This is a genomic window from Mucilaginibacter endophyticus, assembly GCF_003351025.1.
GTDB classification, from domain to species: Bacteria; Bacteroidota; Bacteroidia; order Sphingobacteriales; family Sphingobacteriaceae; genus Mucilaginibacter; species Mucilaginibacter endophyticus.
This window is the reverse complement of record NZ_QPCG01000001.1, coordinates 191,029-213,977: the sequence shown is the minus strand read 5'-3', so window position 1 is coordinate 213,977 and position 22,949 is coordinate 191,029. Positions and strand designations below refer to the sequence as shown.

The window sequence follows — 22,949 nt, the reverse complement described above, 5'->3', positions numbered from 1 at the left end:
TTTTAAGTATCATGTATTTAAAACTTCATTTCGGATATTGGGGACCATGGGTTGGTTAACGTTAATCGCAACTAACGCATGCCTCTTGATCCGCTTAATATTGAAGCGTTAAGTTTTTAATAGTGAAACCTAAAATTTAACTGCGGTTAAATCTTAATGTGCTCTTGTATATTATGTAAAGAACGTTTATTACTTCGAAAAAAATTCGGTCAACAAATGATCTAAATGATAAACTTTTTCTGTTACCTCGGTATCCTCCACGGTAACTTTCTTTTCAGCCTTCAATGATGATGTTGCATAATGCAGCACACACATTGAAAGTAAATCCTGCTTATCCCTAACCGCATAATTTTCTTGATATTCTTTTATCCGGTCGTTGATCAGCTTAGCCGCCCTGCGTATTATTTCTTCTTCTTCCATGTTAACCTTTAAGGGGTAAACACGGTCAGCAATATTTATTTTTATTGAGATTTCTCCCATTTGAGCTTTTCACTTTTTGTACTATTTTTTCAATAATACAATACACTTATCTATTTCCTGCACAAAGTCGTTAATTTTTTGCTTAATGTCAACACTTTTTTCATTTGTTTCAGAAAAAGACTTAGCAACTTTAACAACTTTTAATTTTTCTTCCAGTTCTTTTGTCTTGGCCTTACTGGCATTAAGGGCTACTGTAAGCGCCTCGCTCTCCAGTTTTAAAAGATCATTTTCTTCCTGCAAAGCAGCGCACAGTTCAATCAGGCGCTCGGTTTTATCTACAATTTTATTTAACTGCTCTGCTAATGAGGCCATGTTTTTGGTTAATTGGTTGATTAAGTTGATTGAGTTTAATGAAGCTCGTCAATCAGGAATAACCTAATCAACTACTCACCCAATCAACCATTCACTTAACTACTTCCTGATTTCCGCTCCGGCTTCTTTTCCTAAATTATAAATTAATTTCTGCATAATAGAATCAATTGCCTTATCCGTTAACGTTTTCTCGATATCCTGAATAATGAAACTTAAGGCATATGACTTTTTACCTGCAGGCAGTTTATCACCCTGGTAAACGTCAAACACATCAACTTCTTTAAGCAATTTACGCTCGGTACGCAGGGCAATTTGTTTCAACTGGCCAAAAGATACACTTTGGTCTATCAGCATAGAAAGATCGCGCCTTACAGCCGGGAATTTTGAAACATCCTGGAAAACGATCTTATTTTTACGGATGGCGGCCAATACAAGGTCGAAATTGAAATCGGCATAAAACACCTCTTTATCAACATCGGCCTTTTTCAATGAAGTACCGGCAACCGAACCAAATTTCACCAATTGCTTACCATTAAGCATGTATTGAATGCCAAACGACATTTTTTTGCAGGTTGCATCCTCAACAGTGAAGTTACTGATGTTCAGGCGTTGTAAAACGCCATCAACTACAGCCTTGATGTTGTAAAATGATACAGGTTTTGATTTCTGGTTCCATTGCTCGCCTGCATTAGCCCCTGTAATGAAAATGCTGAAACGCTGGGTTTCGATATATTTGTCATTTTCCAGTTTATACACTTTGCCAAACTCATAAAATTTCAAATCCGAGCTACGGCGGTTTTGGTTATAAGCGATAGCTTCCAAACCAGAGTACAACAAGGTTTGGCGCATTACATCAAGATCGCTGCTCAAAGGGTTCAGGATCTTAACGGCAGTATCCAGGTTATCTGAATAAGCAGATTTGGTAAGCGAGTTAGCCAGGATCTCATTAAAACCGTTCGCGCTCAACAAATCAGATAACTGATTTTGAACGGTATCTTTCTCCGGACGGGTAGAGTTATTTAGCGATGCCCTGATCTGAGTAGGTATCTCGATATTGTTATAACCATAAATCCTCAGGATCTCTTCAACCACATCCACATCGCGGGTAACATCCACACGATATGGTGGTACTTGTAACGATAGCGAATCCGCAGTTTCATTCACTATCTTAATATCAAGTGCCGTGATGATACCTCTGATCTCATCATTGCCAATCTTCTTACCAATCAATTTATCGATGGTGTTATAAGTGATCTCTACGGCGAAGGGTGCAACCGGAGCCGGATAATGATCAGAAATTTCTGACGATACCTGACCACCCGCCACCTGCTGAATCAGCAATGCAGCACGTTTTAATGCAAAAACGGTCATATCCGGATCGGTGCCACGCTCAAACCTGAACGAAGCATCGGTTTTTAAGCCATGCCTTTTTGAGGTTTTGCGAACAGATACCGGATTGAAGTAGGCACTCTCCAGGAAAATATTTTTGGTTGATTCCTTAACACCCGATTTCGCGCCGCCAAATACACCAGCTATGCACATAGGCTCTTCGGCGTTACCAATCATCAGGTCATCGGCAGATAACTTCCTGTCAACCTCATCAAGTGTTTTGAACACTGTACCTTCGGCATAGTTTTTTACCAATACCTTGCCGCCGGTTATTTCATCGGCATCAAAAGCATGTAACGGCTGACCAAGCTCATGCAGCACGTAATTGGTAACATCCACAATGTTATTGATAGCACGGATGCCGATAACAGCCAAACGCTCTTTTAACCATTGTGGCGATTCTTTAACTTCAACACCACTGATGGTTAAACCCGAATAACGAGGTGAAGCCTGTTCGTTCTCCACAATAACCTCTATGGTACGGTTTGTGTTATCAACTTTAAAAGCGCTTACATCGGGCTTTTGAATACCTATTTTCAGGAAAGCGGCAATATCCCTTGCAGTACCCAAATGCGAGGCCGCATCGGCACGGTTAGGGGTTAAGCCAATCTCGTACATGTAATCGTCGCTCAGCTTAAAATATTCTTTAGCTGGAGTACCCACAGGTGCATCTTCCGGCAATACCATAATACCTGCATGACTGGTTCCCAAACCTATCTCATCCTCAGCGCAGATCATCCCGTGAGATTCTTCGCCCCTGATCTTCGATTTTTTGATAGCAAAAGGCTCACCACTGGTTGGGTAAACTGTTGAGCCCACCACCGCAACCACTACTTTTTGTCCGGCAGCTACATTAGCCGCGCCACAAACAATCTGCAGGTCTTCGCCGGTGCCAACATCAACCTTAGTAACATGCAGGTGATCAGAATTGGCATGGTCAACACTTTCCTTTACGTAGCCAATTACCAGGCCTTCCAGTCCGCCAGGAACAGCCTGTACCTTCTCCAGACTTTCAACTTCCAAACCGGTTCCGGTAAGGATGATTGAAATTTCCTGAGGCGTTTTATCAGTATCAATAAATTCTTTAAGCCAGTTATAAGATATTTTCATTATTCCGAAATGATAATCGGCAAAGATATAAAGATTTCGGATGTGAGGTTGGTAGATATGCAGATTTAAGCTGATTCTTGATTATGCAAACCAATGTTACTTGTTCAACAAATAAAGCTAAACCCTGAATCGAAATCTTGGCAATCAAATATAAAATAACTTACATTGCATTGTTAATCCAAAGATTTTCCCGGAATAAACTTCAACCATTTCCATCAAACTATGATAAAAGATACGCTTAAAGCATTGATCATCCGTGACCTTGAAAAATTAAAGCAGGAAATAGAAGCTTACCAAAACGAGACAAAGCTCTGGCATATTGAAAAGAGTATATTAAATTCTGCGGGCAACCTTTGTTTACATTTGGTTGGCAACCTTAACACCTATATCGGTGCAGAATTTGGAAAAACCGGTTATGTAAGAAACCGCGTTGATGAATTTGCGCTAAAAGATGTACCGCGCTCAGAATTGCTGGATAAAATAGAACATACAATCCTCATGATCGAAAAAACCTTCGATATGATTTCAGACGATCAGTTGAACGAAAAATACCCGGCTGAAATAATCCTAAAAGATGCATCTACCGAATACTTTTTTGTTCACCTTGCCATGCATTTAAGCTACCATTTGGGTCAAATAAACTACCATCGCCGGCTGCTGGATAATTGACTATAGTTTGCACACCTTCAAATCACATCATCCCTTCGTCGGCTAAACTCAAATAGCCTCCATCGGTAATGATTAAATGATCAAACACACCGATGTCAAGCATCCGGCCCGCGGCGCTTATTTTTTTGGTAAGTTGGATATCTTCGTTACTGGGTTTCAGGTTACCAGACGGATGATTATGGACGAGGATCAGTCCACTGGCCTGGTATTGCAGGGCTGAATAAAAAATGATTTTAGGATCGCATACTGTTGCCGATAAGCCCCCCTTACTGATGAGCTCTTTCCCTAATACTTTATTGGAACGCCCTAATAGTATAATCCAAAATTCTTCGTGGTTCAGATCCATCAGGTGCCGGCGCATAACATTGTAACCATCCCTGCTGGAAGTAATCACCTCAATGGCGCCCGATTCAGACTCGTTACGGCGGCGACCGATTTCAAGCGCCGCGATGATAGATATAGCTTTGGCCTCTCCTATCCCTTTAAATTTAGACAGCTCGGTTATTGAGGCCTTGCCAAGTTTGTTAAGATCGTTATCATAATGATGCAAAATACGCTTACTCAACTCAACCGCGGTTTCGGTACGGCTGCCCGAGCCAATCAATATCGCTATCAGTTCGGCATCGGTAAGGGCGCGGCGCCCTTGCCCGCTTAATTTTTCCCGAGGCCGATCTTCCTCGGCCCATGATTTGATACTAATCTTGCTTTCGTAGTTTTCCACGCCCTGAAAGTATGAAAAAGCGCCAAACAAAAAAAGGGACAGTGTTGGTACACTATCCCCTTAGTATATTTTAAATAGCTAAGATTAGCTTAAGCCGTTAACAAATTTAGTAAGCTTTGATTTATTGTTCGAAGCTTTGTTTTTGTGAATAACGTTCTTTTTAGCCAAACGATCAAGCATAGAAATTACTTTACCTAACAATGCAGTTGCATCAGCTTTGGTAGTAGTGTTTCTTAATTTTTTAATAGCGTTCCTGGTTGTTTTAGCCTGGTACCTGTTACGCAGACGCTTCGCAGCGTTTGCCCTGATTCTTTTTAATGATGATTTATGATTTGCCATCTCGTATAGCTTGTTATTCTTTTCTACTTATTTTAAGGACTGCAAATATAGGGCGATTAAATTTAATATGCAAATGGTTTTTTGATTTATATTTTGAAGTAATTGAATTGATAATGTGCAGGATTACCTATTACCTTACAACCCCTGCCATACCCTTTTTAATAAGCTATTAACTTAAGGTTTACAAAGTGTTCATACAACACATTGATTTTTGCAGCGTTATTAATAACTAAAGTTATCGCATCATGGTTACCAACAACACCACCAGGTTTAGCAACCGGGTTGAAGATTATGTAAAATATCGTCCAGGCTACCCTGTTGAAATTGTTAAATTTTTACATGATACCTATAACCTGACCCAGGACAAACTTATTGCAGACATTGGTGCCGGCACAGGCATATCTACTGCCTTATTCCTGAATAAAGGCTACAGGGTAATTGCAGTTGAACCCAACCTGGAGATGCGCGAAAAAGCTATCGAATTATTAGGTGCATACCACGGCTTTATTCCCAAAAGCGGCACAGCCGAAAATACAGGCATTGAGGACAACACAATTAGCGCCATTATAGCCGGACAGGCCTTTCACTGGTTTGACGCAAAAAAAACCCGCATCGAGTTTAAAAGGATCTTAAAGCCGGATGGCATCGTTGCACTTATCTGGAATGAAAGAAAAACAACGTCGGCTTTTGAACAGGAGTATGATGAGCTTATCATAAAGCATGGCAACGATTACGTAAAGGTTGATCACCGTAATATCGATACTGAACATATTGAAGATTTCTTTAACCCCGAACCAGTTCACCTCGAAATATTTGCCAATAAACAGATTTTTGATTTTGAAGGCCTGAAAGGCAGACTGCTGTCATCATCATACATGCCTACGCGCTACGATGCGGGATACCAGCCAATGATCAATGATTTGCAAACGCTTTTTGATAAATTTCAGCGCGATGGGGTTATTGTAATTAATTACGATACCAAAGTGTATTCGGGTAAATTATAAGTTGAGCATTATTCCGTACTGGTGAAACAATCGAATGCGGGTGTTATCTAATAAGCAAAACATAGCTTATAAATACCACTTTTAAACATGATATACTGGATCATCATTATAATATTACTGCCCTTCATATTTATTTTAACGAGCCATTTAAAAAGCAAAGCACAACAAAAAAAGAAACTTGCTGAGATTAAGGAACGCTGGGGCAAACCCATAATTACGAGCAGGAATTTCAAACCGATCAGCAACTATTTAACAACCTATAAGGGCTCAAGCGAGATCTCAACAGATACCGCGACTGATCTGGATATCGATAGCGTATTTGAATATATCGACCGAACAAACTCAAAACCAGGCCAGCAATACTTATACAAACAACTTCATTCGCCGCAAATTTCGGAAGGTTATTTTAAAACGCTTGAACCACAGATCGATCTTGCTGCAACCAACAGAGAACTAAGAGAGCAAACCGAGCTTAAACTATCGGAATTGGGCAGTAATGACGCCTATTATTTACCCGAACTTTTCAAAAAGCCCCATTATTCCATTTTTCCTGCTCTCGGCAATTTTTATATCAGCATAGCGCCGTTTCTGATCATTGGCGTGGCCTTCAGCCTTTTTATAGTTCCTAATCAGTTTATGTTTATGCTGTTGCTGATATTAATGATAACAAATGTTATTATTCACTACAGCAATAAAACCCAAATGCTTAATTACACGCATTCCTTACCACAGCTGCTGATTTTATTCCGGGTTGCAAACTGGCTTAAAAATCACAACCTGCTCCGGGATGACGAACATACCTGCGCCAGCATGGTTAATATGGGCAAACTCAAAAAATCGTTAAATTACATCACCCTGCAAAACAAAGCGGCTATCGACCCAACCGATATCTATTATCTGGTTACCGAATGGCTAAAGATGTTCCTGCTTATTGAGCCGCTGGTATTTATCAAATCCATCAGCAAAGTGAACAAATACCTGGATGATATAAAGGTTATTTACGAAGCAGTGGCCGAAATTGATGTAGCCATTTCTATTCAGTCGGTACGCGAGGGAGCGCCCCATTATTGCAAGCCACAAATAACAACGGGTAACGACAATATTGTTATTAATGATCTTTATCATCCCCTTATTCCAAACTGTGTATCAAATTCTATCTCCATTGATAATACACAGGGCGTGTTAGTCACCGGGTCTAACATGTCGGGTAAAACTACTTTCATCAGGGCTATTGCAATTAATGCCTTGTTGTCGCAAACTATTAACACCAGTTTTGCTACAGTATACCAGGCACCTCCTCTTAAAATATTCACCAGTATCGATATGACTGATGATCTGGGTGATAATAAAAGCTATTTCCAGGCCGAAGCCATGGCTGTTAAAAATATAGTTTCACAAACCATAGCCAGCAAGCCCGTAAACAGCCTGGTGATCATTGATGAAATTTTCAGGGGAACCAACACCATTGAACGGATAGCCGCGGCCAAAGCTGTATTAAGCTATTTTATCCAAAACCAAAGTTTTGTATTTGTATCAACTCATGATCTGGAGCTGGCCGAGTTGTTGGGCAGCGATTATAAAGTTTTCTCGTTTGAGGAAGTGATAGGTGATGACCGGCTGGTATTTGATTATAAGATAAAAGAGGGTCTGCTTAAAAACAGAAATGGCATAGCGGTTTTAAAAGGCGTAGGTTTCCCGGAGAGTATCATTGACGATGCCAATAAAGTAAGCACCCAATTGCGGAAGAAGTATAATTTGTAATTTAAAACTCCCCTTTAAATTGCATCTTTAACCCATGAACCGCCGTATCATTTTAAGCATAACAGGAATCTGTTTAATCATGTTATGCTCATCATGGGGATTCTTTGCACATTACCGCATTAACCGATTGGCTGTTTTCACGTTACCTAAGGCCATGTCAGGCTTTTACAAGGCAAATATCGATTATATAACAGAACATGCCGTGAGCCCCGACAAACGCCGCTATGTTGACTCATCAGAAGCACCCCGCCATTTCTTTGATGCCGATCACTATGGTAAAAAGCCATTTGAAGCCATGCCTAAAAAATGGAAGGATGCGGTAGCCAAATACCCTAAAGATACCATCATTAAATACGGCACCGTTCCCTGGGCTATCCAATACCAATATTACCGGCTGGTGCGGGCTTTTAAAGCGCACGATACCACCGATATACTTAATGCCTCGGCATATTTAGGGCATTACATTGCCGATGCCCATGTGCCCCTACACTTGACCCAAAACTATAATGGTCAGCTTACCGGGCAAACCGGCACTCACGCCCTTTGGGAAAGCCGTCTACCAGAATTGTTTGCCGATCATTATAATTATTACGTTGGTAAAGCCAGGTATATCGATAATCCACTTAACGAGGCTTTCCGTATATGCAAGGCTACCTATAAACGTGTGGATACTGTTTTGCGTTTTGAGCGCATCCTAAACAAAACCTATCCGCAGGATAAAAAATACGAATTGGTGCAACATGGCAAAAGGCAGATCAGTGATTACTCGGTAGCCTACAGCCAGGCCTATCATAAAATGCTGAAGGGGATGGTCGCAAGGCAAATGCGGTCCTCCATACTTTCTGTAGGCAGTTTCTGGTATTCGGCCTGGGTTGATGCCGGGCAACCGGACCTGGATAAGCTTATCGCTACGCCATTAAGCCATGAACAAAAAACAAAACTCCTGCAAGAAGAAGCACTGTACCGTTTAGGCAAAGCACCGGTAATAAAATAATTAACAATCAAATACAGTAGCATCCCGGCTTTATCTTCCTCTACACTCCCTATATAAACTTCGCCAAAACAACGAAGGGATAACTTCGGCTATGCCTCGTTTTACATTATCACGGTACTAATACGCAGTTTTTCTATTAGGTATTTATACGCTATTAGCCGGTTTACAGCCCTCCTAACTTAGTTAAATAAATCAGAAAGTTGATTTGCCTCTCCCTTGTTTCTCGGGGCCGAAAGCCAGAAAGAGATTTAGATAAGCAGCAGGCCATATCAAGTGACTGTATTTTTTATCACTAAATATTTACATCTATAAACTATTATCTTATGGCAAACTTAACTTTAGCACCACGATGGGCATCGAGCGTGCTGCAACTCGGAAACACCGCATATGTTGATTGCGGTACACCAACCGTACTTAGCAATTTAACCTCCTTTACACTGGAGGCCTGGGTAAACGTGTCAAGCCTGAACGGATTTCAATCTGTAGTAGGGAATGTTGATAACGCGGTTGGCGGACAATACCAATTATTTATAGAATCAGGCTATGTTTATGCCTACGTAGGCATTGCTCCATACCTGATCAAATCAACCTTACCTATCACTATTAACGAATGGCACCACCTGGCCTCGGTATTTGACAGTACAACATCCAGTTTATCATTATATGTAGATGGAGTAGCTGTTGCGCAGAGTACTTTTTCAGGAACGTTGCCAACTAATGGTACCAATGTACTGTTGGGTGCCGTAATGCAACAGGGCAGCCCTATCTGGTACTTACAAGGCCAGATCGGCCGGATCATGATCTGGAACACCACACGCGACGCCGAAGATATTCTCAATGATTCGGTACAGGTAAATAATTACAGCGCTGTCCAAAATCCAAACCTTATCTTTTACAGCGACTTTTCCGAAATGCCGGGAGTTGACAGTTCGGGGAATAATATAGCCCTTAACTTCAAAAACAATGTACAATACGCGTTTAATGTTCCATCGGTTGTATTGGGAGCAGATGGCTATGTTGATTGCGGCTCCTTCCCCGAATACAGCATCCCCGGAAATGCGCCTTACACCATTGAAGGATGGTTTTTCCCCGGTAGCAGTAGTAATGGCATTTTGTTAAGCTATGGGTTAAACGGCGCATGGGAATACCGGGTAAGCTATCAAAACAACCAGGTTACAGGCCAGCGCAACAGCGACAGCATCTCTTTATCATCAGCCGCTTCTGTATTACCGCTTAGCTATTATCATTTCGCGCTTAGCTACGACAGTGATGTTAAGGCACTAAGCCTGTACGTAAATGGCAACCTTCAGGCTATTGATTATTTTCCTTCGCCGGTTACTGCCGTTCCGAACGGGCATGTACTCGTAGGTGCTCAGTACGACTCGAATGGAAATATTATCGACAATTTTAATGGCTCTATTCAAAACCTCCGGATCTGGAATGTATGCCTTGAACAATCGGAAATTGTTCAATGGATGTACAACGATGTGATAACCGATAACCGCTTAATTTCAAATTTTGACTTTACCGTTAACCCTCCTATAGATACCACCGATAAATCGACATTGGAGCTGGATAACGGTGCTGTACAGCAACTCCAAACCGTAAATGTTTTAACCACCGAGCAGATCGCGCTTTTGGGAATACCACAATCCATCAATGCCATCTATCTTAATCAAAACGTTGAAACACCGGTACCGCCACCTACAGACATATTATTTAGCAACCAGCCCCAGGTATTTACCGAAGATCATAAAGAAGAAAGCTGGGCTCAGTTCGAAGAATGGTTCGGCAGTAAAAATGGAGGCCCTGCAACCGAAGGTTTTCGTCAGCAATTTGATAACGCCTATGAAAAGGCCAGGCAAATGTTTGATGAAAATGCCAACTTATCCCGCGTTTTTACCCGTACCGATACCAATGGTATAACCCGCATTATTTACCATGGTGTAAAAGCCGACATGCTTGTTTATGAGGGAGCCGTAGGTGCTGAGTCGGATTGTACCTTATGGTGGATCCAATTCATCTTCGCGCTTACTGTAGGCTTCCTGCAGGCTGTGGGGCTGGCACCTACCACCGGCAATATAGCCACCCGTATTTATAACCTGCTGCGTGCAAACCAAACGGTAATGAATGCGATGAGCTCAATGGCCGGAAAAGCAATCAGCGCTACCGCTGCCATCGGATTTGTTGGTGTAGTATATCAGCAGGGATTAATGTGGACCATTATCAAATTTGTGCTGACATCTGCAGGATGGTACGCCTTATTCTGGATCCTGCGCAAAGTGATAGCCATTGTAACAGGCCTTGAGGCGGCAGCCATACTTGCCGGCTTTATTGTATGGGCTACTCAGCTTACCATACTTTCACTTAAATACAATACCTCATGCGGTCAACTTCTTCAATCAACCAAAGTTTCACCTTCTTTTAATTCATAAGCTATGCCAACTTCAGCACCTATTGTCGCTATACCTGTAGTAGATACTTCAGCAAGCATGACATATTCAAATTATGTTGCAATCACCGTCATCGATACCAAGGCTTTCCTGAACAATGCGCTCCCCGGCGATTATATCGGCGTGGCATCCTACGATGTTAACGGAAGGGTAACCTACAACTTAACCGTGGTTGATCAAAACCTCACCGTACCTGTTGCCGCGGCCGCGGCTGTGCAGAACCTAAGCTTCAACGGAAACTGTACCAATATGGGCGGCGGGCTGCAAACGGCAGTAAACATGCTTTCAACAGCTCCATCCGGTGTAAATAAGGGCCTTGTACTGCTTTCAGACGGTTATCAAAACTGCGGCACCAATCCCATACCCCTGCCTGCCGGAACCCCTCCCGTATATTCATGTGCAATGGGGCCTGCGTCTGACCAAAACTTAATGCAGCAAATTGCAACCCAAAGCGGCGGTCAGTATTATTATGCACCCTATGTTTACAACATGATGCAGATCTATAACCAAATCAGGGCGCAAACTCCAGCAGCACAGCTACTTGCCAACAGCTATAAGGTGGCCCAGGCTTATGATTACCTGATGATCCCTGCTACGGTATCTGCAGGTAACGATCTTGGACAGTTTTCGGTTGTATGGAGCGATACTAAATACACCTACACAAATGGCCAGCCCGGGCTTAATCAATTAAGTGTAACACTGGTAACACCAGCCGGTGTGGTAATTACGCCAATGCCTACTTTACAGGGAGGCGCCTATGTAGTGTTTAATATTCCTAATCCGGCCGTAGGCCTGTGGTACATCCAGATCATGTATGGAGGTACAACCCCGCAGGGTTTAACAGGAGGCGCATTTGAGTATGCCCCTTCGGGCAACGCTGCCCCGCTTCAACTTACGGTTGATGCACCTTCGGTTGTACGTAAAGGAGAGCCTATTACCTTTCACGCTCACCTGACTGATGATGGGAAACCGGTAACCGGACAACAGGTACACGCTTTTGTTACCCGCCCCAAACTCAGCCAGCATAGTGCAATTAAAGCCTATGCGGCGGACCTTAAAAGCATAAAGCTACCCGAAGAAACAATGGATACTATACAACATCCTGACTTAGCAAAGCTTGAACTGCTTTACAAACAGCGGTTGGCCGAGGAAGACCTTTTGCCGCATATAAAAAGCGGAGGTATTTTGGCAGCAGCAAAACAAGGCGGCTATTCCGGTTCAATACACGAAACCCATGAAGCCGGAAGCTACACAGTTGAGCTGGAGGTAACAGGATTTTCAGACAAGTCTAAAACCCCATTTTCACGAACTCATCGTTTTAACGTAGTAGTTACCGACGGTGATTGAATAAACCACACTTCCGTTTAATATGCAAAAGCCGTTGCCCGGAATTATATCCAGACAACGGCTTTTTATATTTTCATCTTTTAACAGCTTTTTACCGCCCTTCAGAAACCTTAGCAGTACGCCCTTTTATGGCGGCAAAAATTGGCGGTAATATTGATATCAGGATAATGATTACTCCTACCAACGAAAAGTTTTTAGCTATGATATCTACCTGACCTAATTTGTAACCCGCAAACAGGAATACGATGATCCATGATGCGCCACCGATGATGTTATAAAGGCTATAACGTAAAAAAGGCATCCTGCCAACACCGGCAACAAAAGGCGCTATGGTACGGATAATAGGCATAAAACGACTAAAAATCACCGCCTTGCCCCCGTGTTTGTCAAAAAATGCTTTGGTTTTAAGGTAGTATTCCAGCTTCAGGATCTTATTTTCTTCCTTAAAAACTTTTGGGCCAAGGTAGTTGCCTAAAAGATAGTTTACGGTATTACCTATAAATGCAGCGGCAATAAGTATAATACCTAACAGCCAGATATCTAAACCAGAGCTACCACCGGCAATTAAAGCTCCGGCTGCAAACAGCAGTGAGTCGCCGGGTAAAAAGGGGGTTACAACAAAACCAGTTTCGGCAAATATGATCAGGAAAAGAATGAGATAGGTCCATCCCTGGTAAGCGCTGGTGATTTGTACCAGGTGCTTGTCAATATGCAGTATAAAGTCGATGATGCTTTTTATTACTTCCACAGGCGTAAATTTTGCCCAAAAATATAAATATTAAACAGAAAGCCGCTATTGAAGTGTCTTACTTAGCAGATTATTAGTGAGTACACCTGCACCAAAGGCCAATGAATCGGCTGCGCCAACAACACCTTGGGTGTAAATGGTATAAGCCCGGCCATCCTGTATGGTTATATTTTGCAGGGTCGCCTCAATTTTGGTAGGGGTACGGGTTGCCCTGATGGTAAAGTTATAATTACCAGCAGTAAGATCGTAATATGGGGTAACCTTATTAAAGGTAGTGCCGCTAACCATAAGCGTATCGTTTGCCCTCAGATCGAGTGCGGCTGTACCAGGAGACGTATGCACAAACCTAACTTTGCCTTTACCTATAGGCGGCAAACTGGTACTGTCAGACAATATAAACGAACTGACAAAGGAACTATCCTTCCTGTAACCGGTTATAAACATGGTATATTTCCGGTTGGCTTTGAGCGCATTATCAAACTGAAGCAAAATTGTAGGTGCAGTAGTTGCAGTACGTAACTGTAAAGGCGCTTCCAATGTTGAAAGATAAAAATACCCCGAGCTGTTAGGATACGTATATGTAGTAGCGCTGTACCTGATATAATGCTGATAAAGATATACAGGCTGAATATCGGGACTTAAATTAACTATCTGGAACTGCGTATTGAGGCCTACTGACGATGCATTCCCCCCCTTGCCGCATGATGATATGCCGCATAAAAAAAGGCCGCACATCACAGCTACAAAAAACGAAACCAGAACCTTGCTCTTATTTTTATTAGCCATTAATGTAATTATTGATTAGTAAACAAACCTGTTGCCAGGCCGGTACTTTTATTGCCAAAACCGTAGTAGGTATATACCTTGCCGCCAACCAGCTGCACGGTATCCCTAACAATAGTACCCGGAAAAGCAGCCGAATGCATGGCCATATTGTGTTCTCCCGGCGCTACCAGGTAAAAAGTTGAGGTAGTTTTAAAACCGAGGTCTTTCACCTGTTCGGTATCTATGGCAACTTTATTAGTTGTACCTTCAAAATGCACACTGATATTTCCCGCGTCTGGTGAAGCATTTACAAACCTGATTTTGGCCGATGGTACTTTACTTGTATCGCCCACGATGATATCGGTAGTTTTAAATACCTGGTCTGATGCATTGCCTGCTATGTAAAATGAATACACAGAATCTTTACTGAGCGTTAAAGGCAAACTGAACAGTGGGTTAGGGTTGCTTGGACCATCTAACTTAACCGAATAATTTTGTGTTCCGGCTTTTACCAGGATATAACCCAGCGTACCGCCCGGATAAAAAGTTGTTGTATTGTTGATGCGGATACCGTTCTGGTAAACATTAACATTATTAAATGTGGCGTTGATTACGTTTAATGATGATGTTGATGAATCCACTGCATCGGGCTTATCATTATTTTTTTTGCACGATGCTATGCAACCTGCCGCCGCGGCAATCATCAAAAAAACTTTAACCTTTATCTTCATATACAATTATATGCTATAACTGCTTAGTGTAACTTTTGGTATCGGGTGCTGAACAAAAAAAGTCCGGTTTTATGTTACCGGACTTAGTTTTGGATTTATAATTTAAGTTTACACTTAAGCATAGCTATTGAGCATCACCGGCATTACCAGCATCAGCACATCTTCATTTTCATCTCCGCCTTGTGGCAACAATAAGCCCGCACGGTTTGGAGTCGACATTTCCAAAGATACTTCTTCGCAGCTTAAGTTCTTTAACATTTCTATCAAAAATCTTGCATTGAAGCCAATTTCCATGTCTTCGCCTTCATATTGGCAACTCAGGCGCTCGTGAGCTTCGTTAGCGAAGTCGATATCTTCTGACGAGATATTTAGCTCGCTGCCATTTATTTTAAGCCTTACCTGGTGGGTGGTTTTATTAGCATAGATAGCCACACGGTTTAACGAACCCAGGAAAGTAAGCCTGTCGATGTTTAATTTATTAGGATTATTTTGAGGGATAACAGCCTCATAATCCGGGTAACGCTCATCAATTAAACGGCAAACCAGGTTAATGTTGCCAAATTTAAAGAAAGCGCTGGTGTTGTTATATTCAACCGATACGTTAACATCATCGCTTGGTAATGATGATTTAAGCAGGGTTAAAGCTTTTTTAGGCAAAATGAATGATGCTGTGCTTGCGGCTTTAGCATCTTTACGACGGTACCTTACCAGTTTATGCGCATCGGTTGATACAAAGGTAAGCGCCGATGTAGTAAGCTGGCAGTAAACACCTGTCATGGCCGGGCGCAGCTCGTCATTACTTACCGCAAAAATGGTTTTGTTAATAGCTTCAGCTAAAACAGAAGCAGGCAGGTTTACCGATGAAGCGTTTTCAACAACCGGGATCTTAGGAAAATCCTCACCGTTTTCGCCGCTCAGTTTGTATTTACCATCACCAGCGTTTATTTCAATGGCAAAGGTTTTATCATCAACCGAAAAAGCTACAGGCTGCTCGGGTAACGATTTCAGGGTCTCTAACAATATACGCGACGGGATAGCAATCCTGCCGTTTTCTTTAGCCTCAACAGGCAAAGAGGTGGTCATGCTGGTTTGCAGGTCGGTAGCAGAAATGGTCAAGTTCCCATCCTTTATCTCGAACAAAAAGTTTTCCAATATAGGCAACACAGTGCTGCTGCTCAATGCGCCGCTCACCGCTTGCAGTTGTTTGAGTAATGTTGAGGTAGAAACAATAAATCTCATGTGGTTGTAATTAAGCAATCAAAAATATAAAATTTAACGGGCATACTTTTGCCTGCGGAGATAATGTTGAAAAATAGCACATATTAACACTAATACCAACGGAACAATGTTATTAACCAACTGCCAATACATTTTTTCGCTCCGAATACGCGCCCTATCAAGCAGGCGGATCTTAATTTCCTTGGTACGCAAGGCTATCAGGCCCGAATCATCGGTCATGTAATCGGCTATGTTGAGCAGCAGATTTTTGTTACCGTAAGTTTGATGCGTATAATGATCATACCCTAACGGATATGGCGAACCATCGTTACCTACCTGGTTCTTTAAAATATCGCCATCACTAATCACAATCATTTTTGTAGGCTCGCTTTGCGATAGTACAGGCACCTGCTCTTTTAAGCCTTCGGGCAGCGGACGGTTTTGCCAGTCGCTGGTAAAACGGCCTTCTAACAGTACACCGGTTATTTTAGGTGTACTTTGAAAATCTTTAGGGTTTGGCTCCTGCTCCAGGGCCTGCAATGATAATATGTGCGGGGCAGTTAGCTTTTTATTATAGGGCGATGATGTCAGCAACACCGTTTTATTAACGTTTTTGGTATCGAGGATATCGATAGAACTTGCAAACTCGCTGCTGATACCATCCAGATTTTTCACTACCGGGTGTTTACTTAGCGGAATAAATACCGGGTAATATAACCATGGCAGCATCTGTATCTGCGCCTGCCCGCCCACGTTGCCGGTACTCACCGGTATCTGCGAGCAGTTCATATCGGCTATCAGATCATAGTTAATGCGGATGCCATAACGGAAAAGCTGATCATCAAGGTTAAGCTGCTTGGCGAAAGCCAGTTGTTCGCCCCCATGCCCTCTGAGGCTATCCAGTTCGGCGCTTACCTGGTCTATTGCCCATAATACGCGGCCTCCGTGCATGATGTACTGGTCGAGTTTAAATTTCTCTACCTCGCTAAACTTTTGATCGGGCTTGGCTATTACCAGCAATTTGATCTTTTGCAGATCGGCAAAGGAAATAGCGCTGAGGTCTACCCTGCCTACCTGGAAACCTTCACTAAGCGTTTTCATGGCATCGTTCAGTTGCAGGTCGGTTAGTTCATGGTGGCCCTCGGTAAAGCCTATTTGCGGTCGCCCTCCGGCATCGGCTTTTTTTATGGCTGATGAAAAAGCGTATTCAAGATTTTGGATAGAGTTATTCAGCACTTCATCGGGCGAAAGACCGATACGGCTTAATAACAGCTTTACCGGGATATCCTTCCCTCCTGCCGATACCAATGCCGATGGAAATATCAGCTTTTGCGTTACGCCATTATCGGTTTTAACACTCAGGTTTGTTGGCTCAACACCTTCGGCAGCCATGTTCTGGATCACCTCGTTTTGCTGATCATTATTTAAACCCTTCAAGGGGTCGCGAAATTCAAACTGGATCTTACCATGGCTATAAGCCTGCAGATCGCTCAGCATATCGCGGGTAGCGCTTTGCAGGCGTTTAAAGCCGCCCGGCAGGTTATCGCCCTGTAAATACACTACCACCTTTACACGTTTTTGCAGCTTATCCATAATTTGCGTGCTGATGGGAGAAAGGGTAAAGCGTTTTTCGGCAGTAAAATCAAAACGGGTGAAGGTAAATGCAGATATCATCGCCAAAACAAACAATACCAGGGGTATACCTATCATCGTAGCATTACCTAAACCTGCCTGGCGTTGCTTTGCCAGTACAAACAGGGTAAGCCATATAAAAATACCGGTAGTGATGATAAAGTAAACCAGATCGCGGGTATCCAACACGCCACGGCTTACCGAATCATAATGCTGGGTGATACCTAAGTTCTGCAAGCCCAGATCCTGCAGGGATAACAACTGACTGATAGAATCAAACCCGCTGTAAAAAAAGAAACACAGGAAAACGGAAATGGTAAAAGCGATGATCTGATTTTTGGTGACAGATGAGGTAAACAAACCTATCCCCACAAATACAGCACCCAGCAAAAACAAACCGATGTACGAGCCTATTACAGCCCCGGTATCAATATTGCCATGCGGCATACCCAGTGCACTTACCGAGTAGTAATAAACCAGTGTTGGCAGCAAAGCAAAAAGCACTATTAATAAACAGGCCAGGTATTTGCCCAACACTATTTCCCAATCTTTTAAGGGGCGGGTAAACAGCAGCTCAAAAGTACCTTCTTTCCGCTCCTCGGCAAGAGAGCGCATGGTAATAGCCGGGATCAGGAACATGAACAGGTATGGCGCAGTGCTAAACAAACCTTCGAGCCCGGCGTAACCATATTCCAATATGCTCGACTCGGGGAATACCCATAAAAACAAGCCCAGCACCAGTAAAAATACACCTATGGTAACATAAGCCACCAATGAGCTCAGGTATGATATTATTTCTTTTTTAAGGATGCTCAGCACGTTATAATATATTGTGTTAAGCGCCGAAATTACAACAATATTGCGCCAAAGCAAAGTGCGTTTGGGTATAGGATATCGGAATTTCGATTTCGGATTTAGTTAATTGGCTGTGAAACTCAAAGGATAAAAGTATGGGATTGAGCGATTCCCCTCTTGAGAGGGGTGTAGGGGTGTGTTTCTGCTTTGATAAGTCAATCTCCCCCCTGCTACCGCTCATTCCTTCGCTCCCCTCTCAAGAGAGTAATAGCCCATGAAAAGGCATAATCGCTAAATCATCCCGTATATCGACTCACCCCGACATCGCTGCGCTCGTCACCCCTCTCTACGCAAGCGTAAAGAGGGGATTTTATTTCTTTATTTTTTCTCTCCCATCTCTGCCTGAAGGGCAGAGATGGTGGTCCAGCGTAGCGTAGACCGGGTGAGTCAACTATACAGCCTGCCATTTTCCGTTGCTGCCTTTTCATGGGCTATTACTCTCAAGAGGGGGATTTAAAATCCGCTGAACTTACTGCATCAAATAAATATTAAAGTGTCCGTCCGCTCCGGGAACCAACCATCCCGGCCAAAGCCGGACAATTACCAAAGCCTAAAACCTGTATTTATAAGCCACATTTAACACCAACTGACTAATGGCGTGGTCGTAATCGGTATTTTTATAGCCCCTTTCAAACTGCAAACCAAAATCAAGCCCATGATGCGGCCCAATTGGTACAACTGCTCCTGCCCCTCCTGCATAAATAAACGAAGTACGGGCCCTGCTATTGATACTGAAAGCGCTGCCGGCTTCGGCATTTACATAAAAGTGTTTTGCCCAGTAATATTTTAAGCCTGCAGTTACCGGCAGGTAAGCGTAAAGATTATGATAGTTGTTATCGTAAAAAACGTTTGACGAACTACTTGAAAATAAATAATCTGCGTTTGATTCGGTAAAAACCAAGCCGGTAGCTGCTGTAAAATGCAGGGTTTCGGTTATAGGCTTTTCCATTGTTAAGTTAATGCTAAAGCCTGAATTTATATTAATGTCGGTGCCGCTATCGTTGCGATTATTCATATTGAGCGGTGCAATTATTCCAGACCCTACGCTTAACGATGTTTGTTTGCCCCGCTGGGCGTTGGCGGCAAATGAAAATACAGTAAATAATAAAATGAACGTGATGCGGATAGGTTTATTAATCATGTTGTATAAGATTACAGGTGTTATTTAACGATGATAAGCTTTTCAGCAATATATCGCTACAAAAATATTATTATCGGCCAAACCGGTAAGCAAACCTGATAGCCGTTTGCTGCAAGGTATGGGCCGACCAGCTTTCGTACCTCAGGCCCAATTCAAAATTACGACCGTCGGTACCCGTAGGGATCAGGATTGCAGGGCCAACAGAAAAGGCGAACAGCTTACGCTCATCATAATTAAGCTCGATAGCGCTGCCTGCCTCGGCCTCCAGGAAAACGCCGGAGCTAACACTGTATCTTAGCCCGGCTTTAAGGGGCACAAAAATGTCGCCACCCGAGTGGCCGTTATTAAAGGGAGAATCTTTACGAAAAAAACTATTGAAGCCTGCGGTTAGCGTCAAACTTACCGGGCTTACAATCGGCTGCTCCAGTTTAAGCGATGCGCCAACACCCACATTATACAAACTGCGAGATGGAATGCCCAACTCAACACCGGCACTAAAAGCGGTTGAAGATTTCGGTGCATCCTGGGCATAGGTTTTAAGAGCGGGAAGAATAAGCAGCAGCAATAACAGTTTTTTCATAACGGGCCGAAAATACAAGATTGCTGTAAATATTCTTTAATTATTGGTAAGGCTGATAAACACTTCTTCCAGCGATTTGCCGCCGTTGTTTTTACGGAGCTGCTGCAGGGTATCATTGGCTACAATGGTGCCCTTATTAATGATGATAACCTGATTACATACGGCTTCAACCTCCTGCATAATATGGGTTGAAAGCACAATGGTTTTGTTTTTGCCCAGATCGAGGATTAACTGACGGATACCTATTAACTGGTTAGGGTCAAGGCCGGAAGTTGGCTCGTCTAATATCAGTACTTCAGGGTTATGCAGCATAGCCTGTGCCAGCCCCACCCTTTGGCGGTAACCCTTTGATAGCTGCCCTATCTTTTTATGCTGCTCGGGGCCAAGGCCTGTTTGTTCAATAATATCTGCAATGCGTTTGGCAGGCTCATGAATTTTATGGATGCCGGCAACAAAACCCAATGATTCTTTAACATACATATCGGTATACAGCGGGTTACTTTCGGGCAGATAACCTATGCGGCGTTTAACCTCAAGGGGTTGTTTGGCTACATCAAACCCGCATACCGATGCCGTACCCGATGTTTGCGGAATAAAGCCGGTAAGGATTTTCATGGTGGTTGATTTACCGGCGCCATTAGGCCCTAAAAAACCCAATACACCCGGCTGGGCAGTAAAACTAATGCCATCAACAGCCTTTTGTACGCCGTAAACCTTGGTTAATGCCTCAACACTGATACTCATGGCTGTAAAAATAGATTTTAGATTTGAGATGTGGAGTATTAGATATGAGATTTGAGACCTGAGATTTGAGATTGTGGGTGTCCGTCCGGAAAGGGGAACCACTGATGTTGGACAAATGCAGACGGGCTGATTTTAATTTAACTTCTCGTCAAATTCCGTAATGAATTTCTTGAAGCAGCGACAGTTTTTCTCTACTTTGTTGATGTCTAATTGGCTAAAAATATCGGGACAATCAGACTCTTTAAATTGCTTTCTATTTTTGGTTGTTACATTTATTAAGACTTTTTTAGGGTCTCTTACAAACATAGGATTACCTGATTTATGACTAACGTTATATATTTTATTAAACGATTCAATGTCACCAAGTATTAAGGCTTCAAGTTCCCAGATATTGAGCATAAGAATACCATTGCTCTCAACATGGTTGTCTAACTCTCTGAACCATTTAATCCTTTCCGTAAGTTTTCCTTTATGCGACTCTAATTCGTCCAAATCTCGAACATAAACTATAAAAGAGCACCCGGAATCGTCAAAATCAGCTTTAACAATTTTTTTAATTTTATTTAAAGAATCTAAATTGTTACCTGTGACACGTTTTGCCAAAGTATAAAATTGAACTTTGCCTCTATAACGTTGTTCCAGTAGATTTCTTACAGACGAAGTATCATTCGGGTCTTCGCCAACAAGCCCAACCTTTATCATTCTTCGAGATCTGAATACATCCAGTAATCGCTTAAAAAACCTACGTCTTTAGAGTATTTTTTGGCTTTAGCTTGTTCTTTATCGGTAAGATGCCTTAGTTGAGTGCCTCTTTCCTGATCGTAATAAGTAATAAGAATATTATTCAACTCGTCAGAAGATAGATGATCCAACGCTTTAGGTGAGTGCGTGGAAATGATAATTTGTTTGTTTTCTGATTGTTCTTTCAGGAAGCTCATTAACAAATTAAATTGATGAGGATGTACGCCGAGCTCGGGTTCTTCAATAAATATAGGCCCATCAGCATGAGTTACTTCTGTTATTATATAAAACAAACGACGTGTACCATCCGATAATTGCGACCAGGGCATCCAATTTCCATTGACCTTAAATTCAATTTTTACATTATCAATAATCACTGAATTATCTTGAGGAAAATATATGTTGATATTACTATTGAATCTCACGTCCTCTATTGCGGTAAATGTTCTAAGATTGTCGATTATGTTTTCGCCAATCTTCAAGCTTTCAAAAATAACTGTTGATGTTAAATGATCTAACGTTTTATCTGTTTCGCCATCTAAATATGAAAATTCAAAATCAAAAAAAATATCCTCTAAAAATCTTAAGGTATCTGGAAAATCCCAGTTCCAAACACCTTCGCTTTCATCTGTAACTTTAATTGTACCAATTGTTTCGATACATCCAAGGTCTTCTGGTAAATTAAATTTGATATACAACGGATCTAAATATTGATAACCTAAACGACCAAATAAACTATAAATATTAGTGTAAATGATTTGTTTGTCTCCAAATTTAAACTTTGCGCTCTTGTTTGTTATATTTTCAAAAGCTACTTTCCGATCGATCAAAAAAGATTCTGAAAAGATAATGCGATCTATAAAATCTTCTTTTTGAATTTTATTTAAAATTTCACGTTTAATTTCATATACAAAGACATGATCGTCAGTCGAATAAAACTCAACTTGAGAAGATTTATATGTGAATTTTGAGTTTACACTAATGCTAAGAATAATATTTAGAAACTCCAAAAAATTCGATTTCCCGGCCCCATTCTTCCCAATCAGGATATTCAATCCTTTTTGAAAATCAATGGTAACATCCTCAATGGATTTAAACCCTTTAAGGTGTACTTTATTTAAATAAACTCTCGGGCGTTCTTCGCTATTTGTTGGCATAAAATAATTACCGGTGTGTTTTACAAATGTATTTGTTTTTCCAAACATATTTGAAACG

At 42.0% G+C, this 22,949-nt stretch carries 21 protein-coding genes; 6 read left to right on the top strand and 15 right to left on the bottom strand.

Annotated features, from left to right (window positions below; all coding sequences use genetic code 11):
* Positions 1-189: 189 nt before the first annotated feature.
* The 3 genes from DUL71_RS00895 to pheT all read right to left on the bottom strand — a co-directional run bounded on the left by DUL71_RS00895 (position 190) and on the right by pheT (position 3,291).
* The gene (locus DUL71_RS00895) at positions 190-480 is read right to left on the bottom strand and encodes a cell division protein ZapA (protein WP_090529762.1); all 291 of its coding nucleotides are present in this window, start codon (positions 478-480) and stop codon (positions 190-192) included.
* 21 nt (positions 481-501) lie between these two features.
* Positions 502-792 carry a hypothetical protein gene (locus tag DUL71_RS00890; protein WP_090529765.1) on the bottom strand — a complete coding sequence of 97 codons (291 nt, stop codon included), beginning with the start codon at positions 790-792 and terminating at the stop codon, positions 502-504.
* A 99-nt stretch (positions 793-891) separates the two neighbouring features.
* The gene (pheT, locus tag DUL71_RS00885) at positions 892-3,291 is read right to left on the bottom strand and encodes a phenylalanine--tRNA ligase subunit beta (RefSeq protein ID WP_114936336.1); all 2,400 of its coding nucleotides are present in this window, start codon (positions 3,289-3,291) and stop codon (positions 892-894) included.
* Between the two features lie 222 nt (positions 3,292-3,513).
* Here pheT and DUL71_RS00880 point away from each other — a divergent pair, with 222 nt between their 5' ends.
* Positions 3,514-3,960 carry a DUF1572 family protein gene (locus DUL71_RS00880; protein WP_114936335.1) on the top strand — a complete coding sequence of 149 codons (447 nt, stop codon included), beginning with the start codon at positions 3,514-3,516 and terminating at the stop codon, positions 3,958-3,960.
* Positions 3,961-3,982: 22 nt separating this feature from the next.
* Here the strand turns inward: DUL71_RS00880 and radC are convergent, their stop codons facing one another.
* Both radC and rpsT read right to left on the bottom strand, forming a co-directional pair.
* The gene (gene radC, locus DUL71_RS00875; RefSeq protein WP_114936334.1) at positions 3,983-4,681 is read right to left on the bottom strand and encodes a RadC family protein; all 699 of its coding nucleotides are present in this window, start codon (positions 4,679-4,681) and stop codon (positions 3,983-3,985) included.
* Between the two features lie 84 nt (positions 4,682-4,765).
* Positions 4,766-5,020 carry a 30S ribosomal protein S20 gene (gene rpsT, locus DUL71_RS00870; protein WP_112572690.1) on the bottom strand — a complete coding sequence of 85 codons (255 nt, stop codon included), beginning with the start codon at positions 5,018-5,020 and terminating at the stop codon, positions 4,766-4,768.
* Positions 5,021-5,265: 245 nt separating this feature from the next.
* On the opposite strand from rpsT, the gene DUL71_RS00865 reads away from it, so the two are divergent.
* From DUL71_RS00865 to DUL71_RS00845, 5 genes are all read left to right on the top strand, one after another.
* Complete coding sequence (locus DUL71_RS00865; protein ID WP_114936333.1) at positions 5,266-6,024, top strand: class I SAM-dependent methyltransferase; 759 nt, start codon at positions 5,266-5,268, stop codon at positions 6,022-6,024.
* An 87-nt stretch (positions 6,025-6,111) separates the two neighbouring features.
* Positions 6,112-7,785 carry a MutS-related protein gene (locus tag DUL71_RS00860; RefSeq protein WP_114936332.1) on the top strand — a complete coding sequence of 558 codons (1,674 nt, stop codon included), beginning with the start codon at positions 6,112-6,114 and terminating at the stop codon, positions 7,783-7,785.
* 34 nt (positions 7,786-7,819) lie between these two features.
* Complete coding sequence (locus tag DUL71_RS00855) at positions 7,820-8,779, top strand: zinc dependent phospholipase C family protein (RefSeq protein ID WP_244228672.1); 960 nt, start codon at positions 7,820-7,822, stop codon at positions 8,777-8,779.
* A gap of 323 nt (positions 8,780-9,102) precedes the next feature.
* Positions 9,103-11,214, top strand: a complete 2,112-nt coding sequence (locus tag DUL71_RS00850; RefSeq protein ID WP_114936331.1) for a LamG domain-containing protein — start codon at positions 9,103-9,105, stop codon at positions 11,212-11,214.
* A gap of 3 nt (positions 11,215-11,217) precedes the next feature.
* Positions 11,218-12,579 (top strand): vWA domain-containing protein, encoded by a 1,362-nt coding sequence (locus tag DUL71_RS00845; RefSeq protein WP_114936330.1) that lies wholly within the window; start codon positions 11,218-11,220, stop codon positions 12,577-12,579.
* A 91-nt stretch (positions 12,580-12,670) separates the two neighbouring features.
* On the opposite strand, the gene DUL71_RS00840 is transcribed toward DUL71_RS00845, so the two are convergent.
* The 10 genes from DUL71_RS00840 to DUL71_RS00795 form a co-directional block, all read right to left on the bottom strand.
* Entirely contained in the window at positions 12,671-13,327 is a 657-nt protein-coding gene (locus DUL71_RS00840) for a DedA family protein (RefSeq protein WP_114936329.1), read from the bottom strand.
* A gap of 45 nt (positions 13,328-13,372) precedes the next feature.
* Positions 13,373-14,113, bottom strand: coding sequence for a DUF4397 domain-containing protein (locus tag DUL71_RS00835; protein ID WP_114936328.1), 741 nt, complete (start codon positions 14,111-14,113; stop codon positions 13,373-13,375).
* An 8-nt stretch (positions 14,114-14,121) separates the two neighbouring features.
* Positions 14,122-14,823, bottom strand: coding sequence for a DUF4397 domain-containing protein (locus DUL71_RS00830; protein WP_114936327.1), 702 nt, complete (start codon positions 14,821-14,823; stop codon positions 14,122-14,124).
* Positions 14,824-14,937: 114 nt separating this feature from the next.
* Entirely contained in the window at positions 14,938-16,062 is a 1,125-nt protein-coding gene (dnaN, locus tag DUL71_RS00825) for a DNA polymerase III subunit beta (RefSeq protein ID WP_114936326.1), read from the bottom strand.
* A 33-nt stretch (positions 16,063-16,095) separates the two neighbouring features.
* Complete coding sequence (gene gldG, locus DUL71_RS00820) at positions 16,096-18,492, bottom strand: gliding motility-associated ABC transporter substrate-binding protein GldG (protein WP_114937426.1); 2,397 nt, start codon at positions 18,490-18,492, stop codon at positions 16,096-16,098.
* Between the two features lie 586 nt (positions 18,493-19,078).
* Positions 19,079-19,669, bottom strand: a complete 591-nt coding sequence (locus DUL71_RS00815; RefSeq protein ID WP_114936325.1) for a hypothetical protein — start codon at positions 19,667-19,669, stop codon at positions 19,079-19,081.
* Between the two features lie 70 nt (positions 19,670-19,739).
* Positions 19,740-20,249 (bottom strand): hypothetical protein, encoded by a 510-nt coding sequence (locus tag DUL71_RS00810; protein ID WP_114936324.1) that lies wholly within the window; start codon positions 20,247-20,249, stop codon positions 19,740-19,742.
* A 36-nt stretch (positions 20,250-20,285) separates the two neighbouring features.
* The gene (locus DUL71_RS00805) at positions 20,286-20,993 is read right to left on the bottom strand and encodes an ATP-binding cassette domain-containing protein (RefSeq protein WP_114936323.1); all 708 of its coding nucleotides are present in this window, start codon (positions 20,991-20,993) and stop codon (positions 20,286-20,288) included.
* Positions 20,994-21,125: 132 nt separating this feature from the next.
* Complete coding sequence (locus tag DUL71_RS00800) at positions 21,126-21,695, bottom strand: DUF4276 family protein (protein WP_114936322.1); 570 nt, start codon at positions 21,693-21,695, stop codon at positions 21,126-21,128.
* The gene (locus tag DUL71_RS00795; RefSeq protein WP_114936321.1) at positions 21,692-22,939 is read right to left on the bottom strand and encodes an AAA family ATPase; all 1,248 of its coding nucleotides are present in this window, start codon (positions 22,937-22,939) and stop codon (positions 21,692-21,694) included. The genes DUL71_RS00800 and DUL71_RS00795 overlap by 4 nt, the downstream gene beginning before the upstream one ends.
* Positions 22,940-22,949 lie beyond the last annotated feature (10 nt).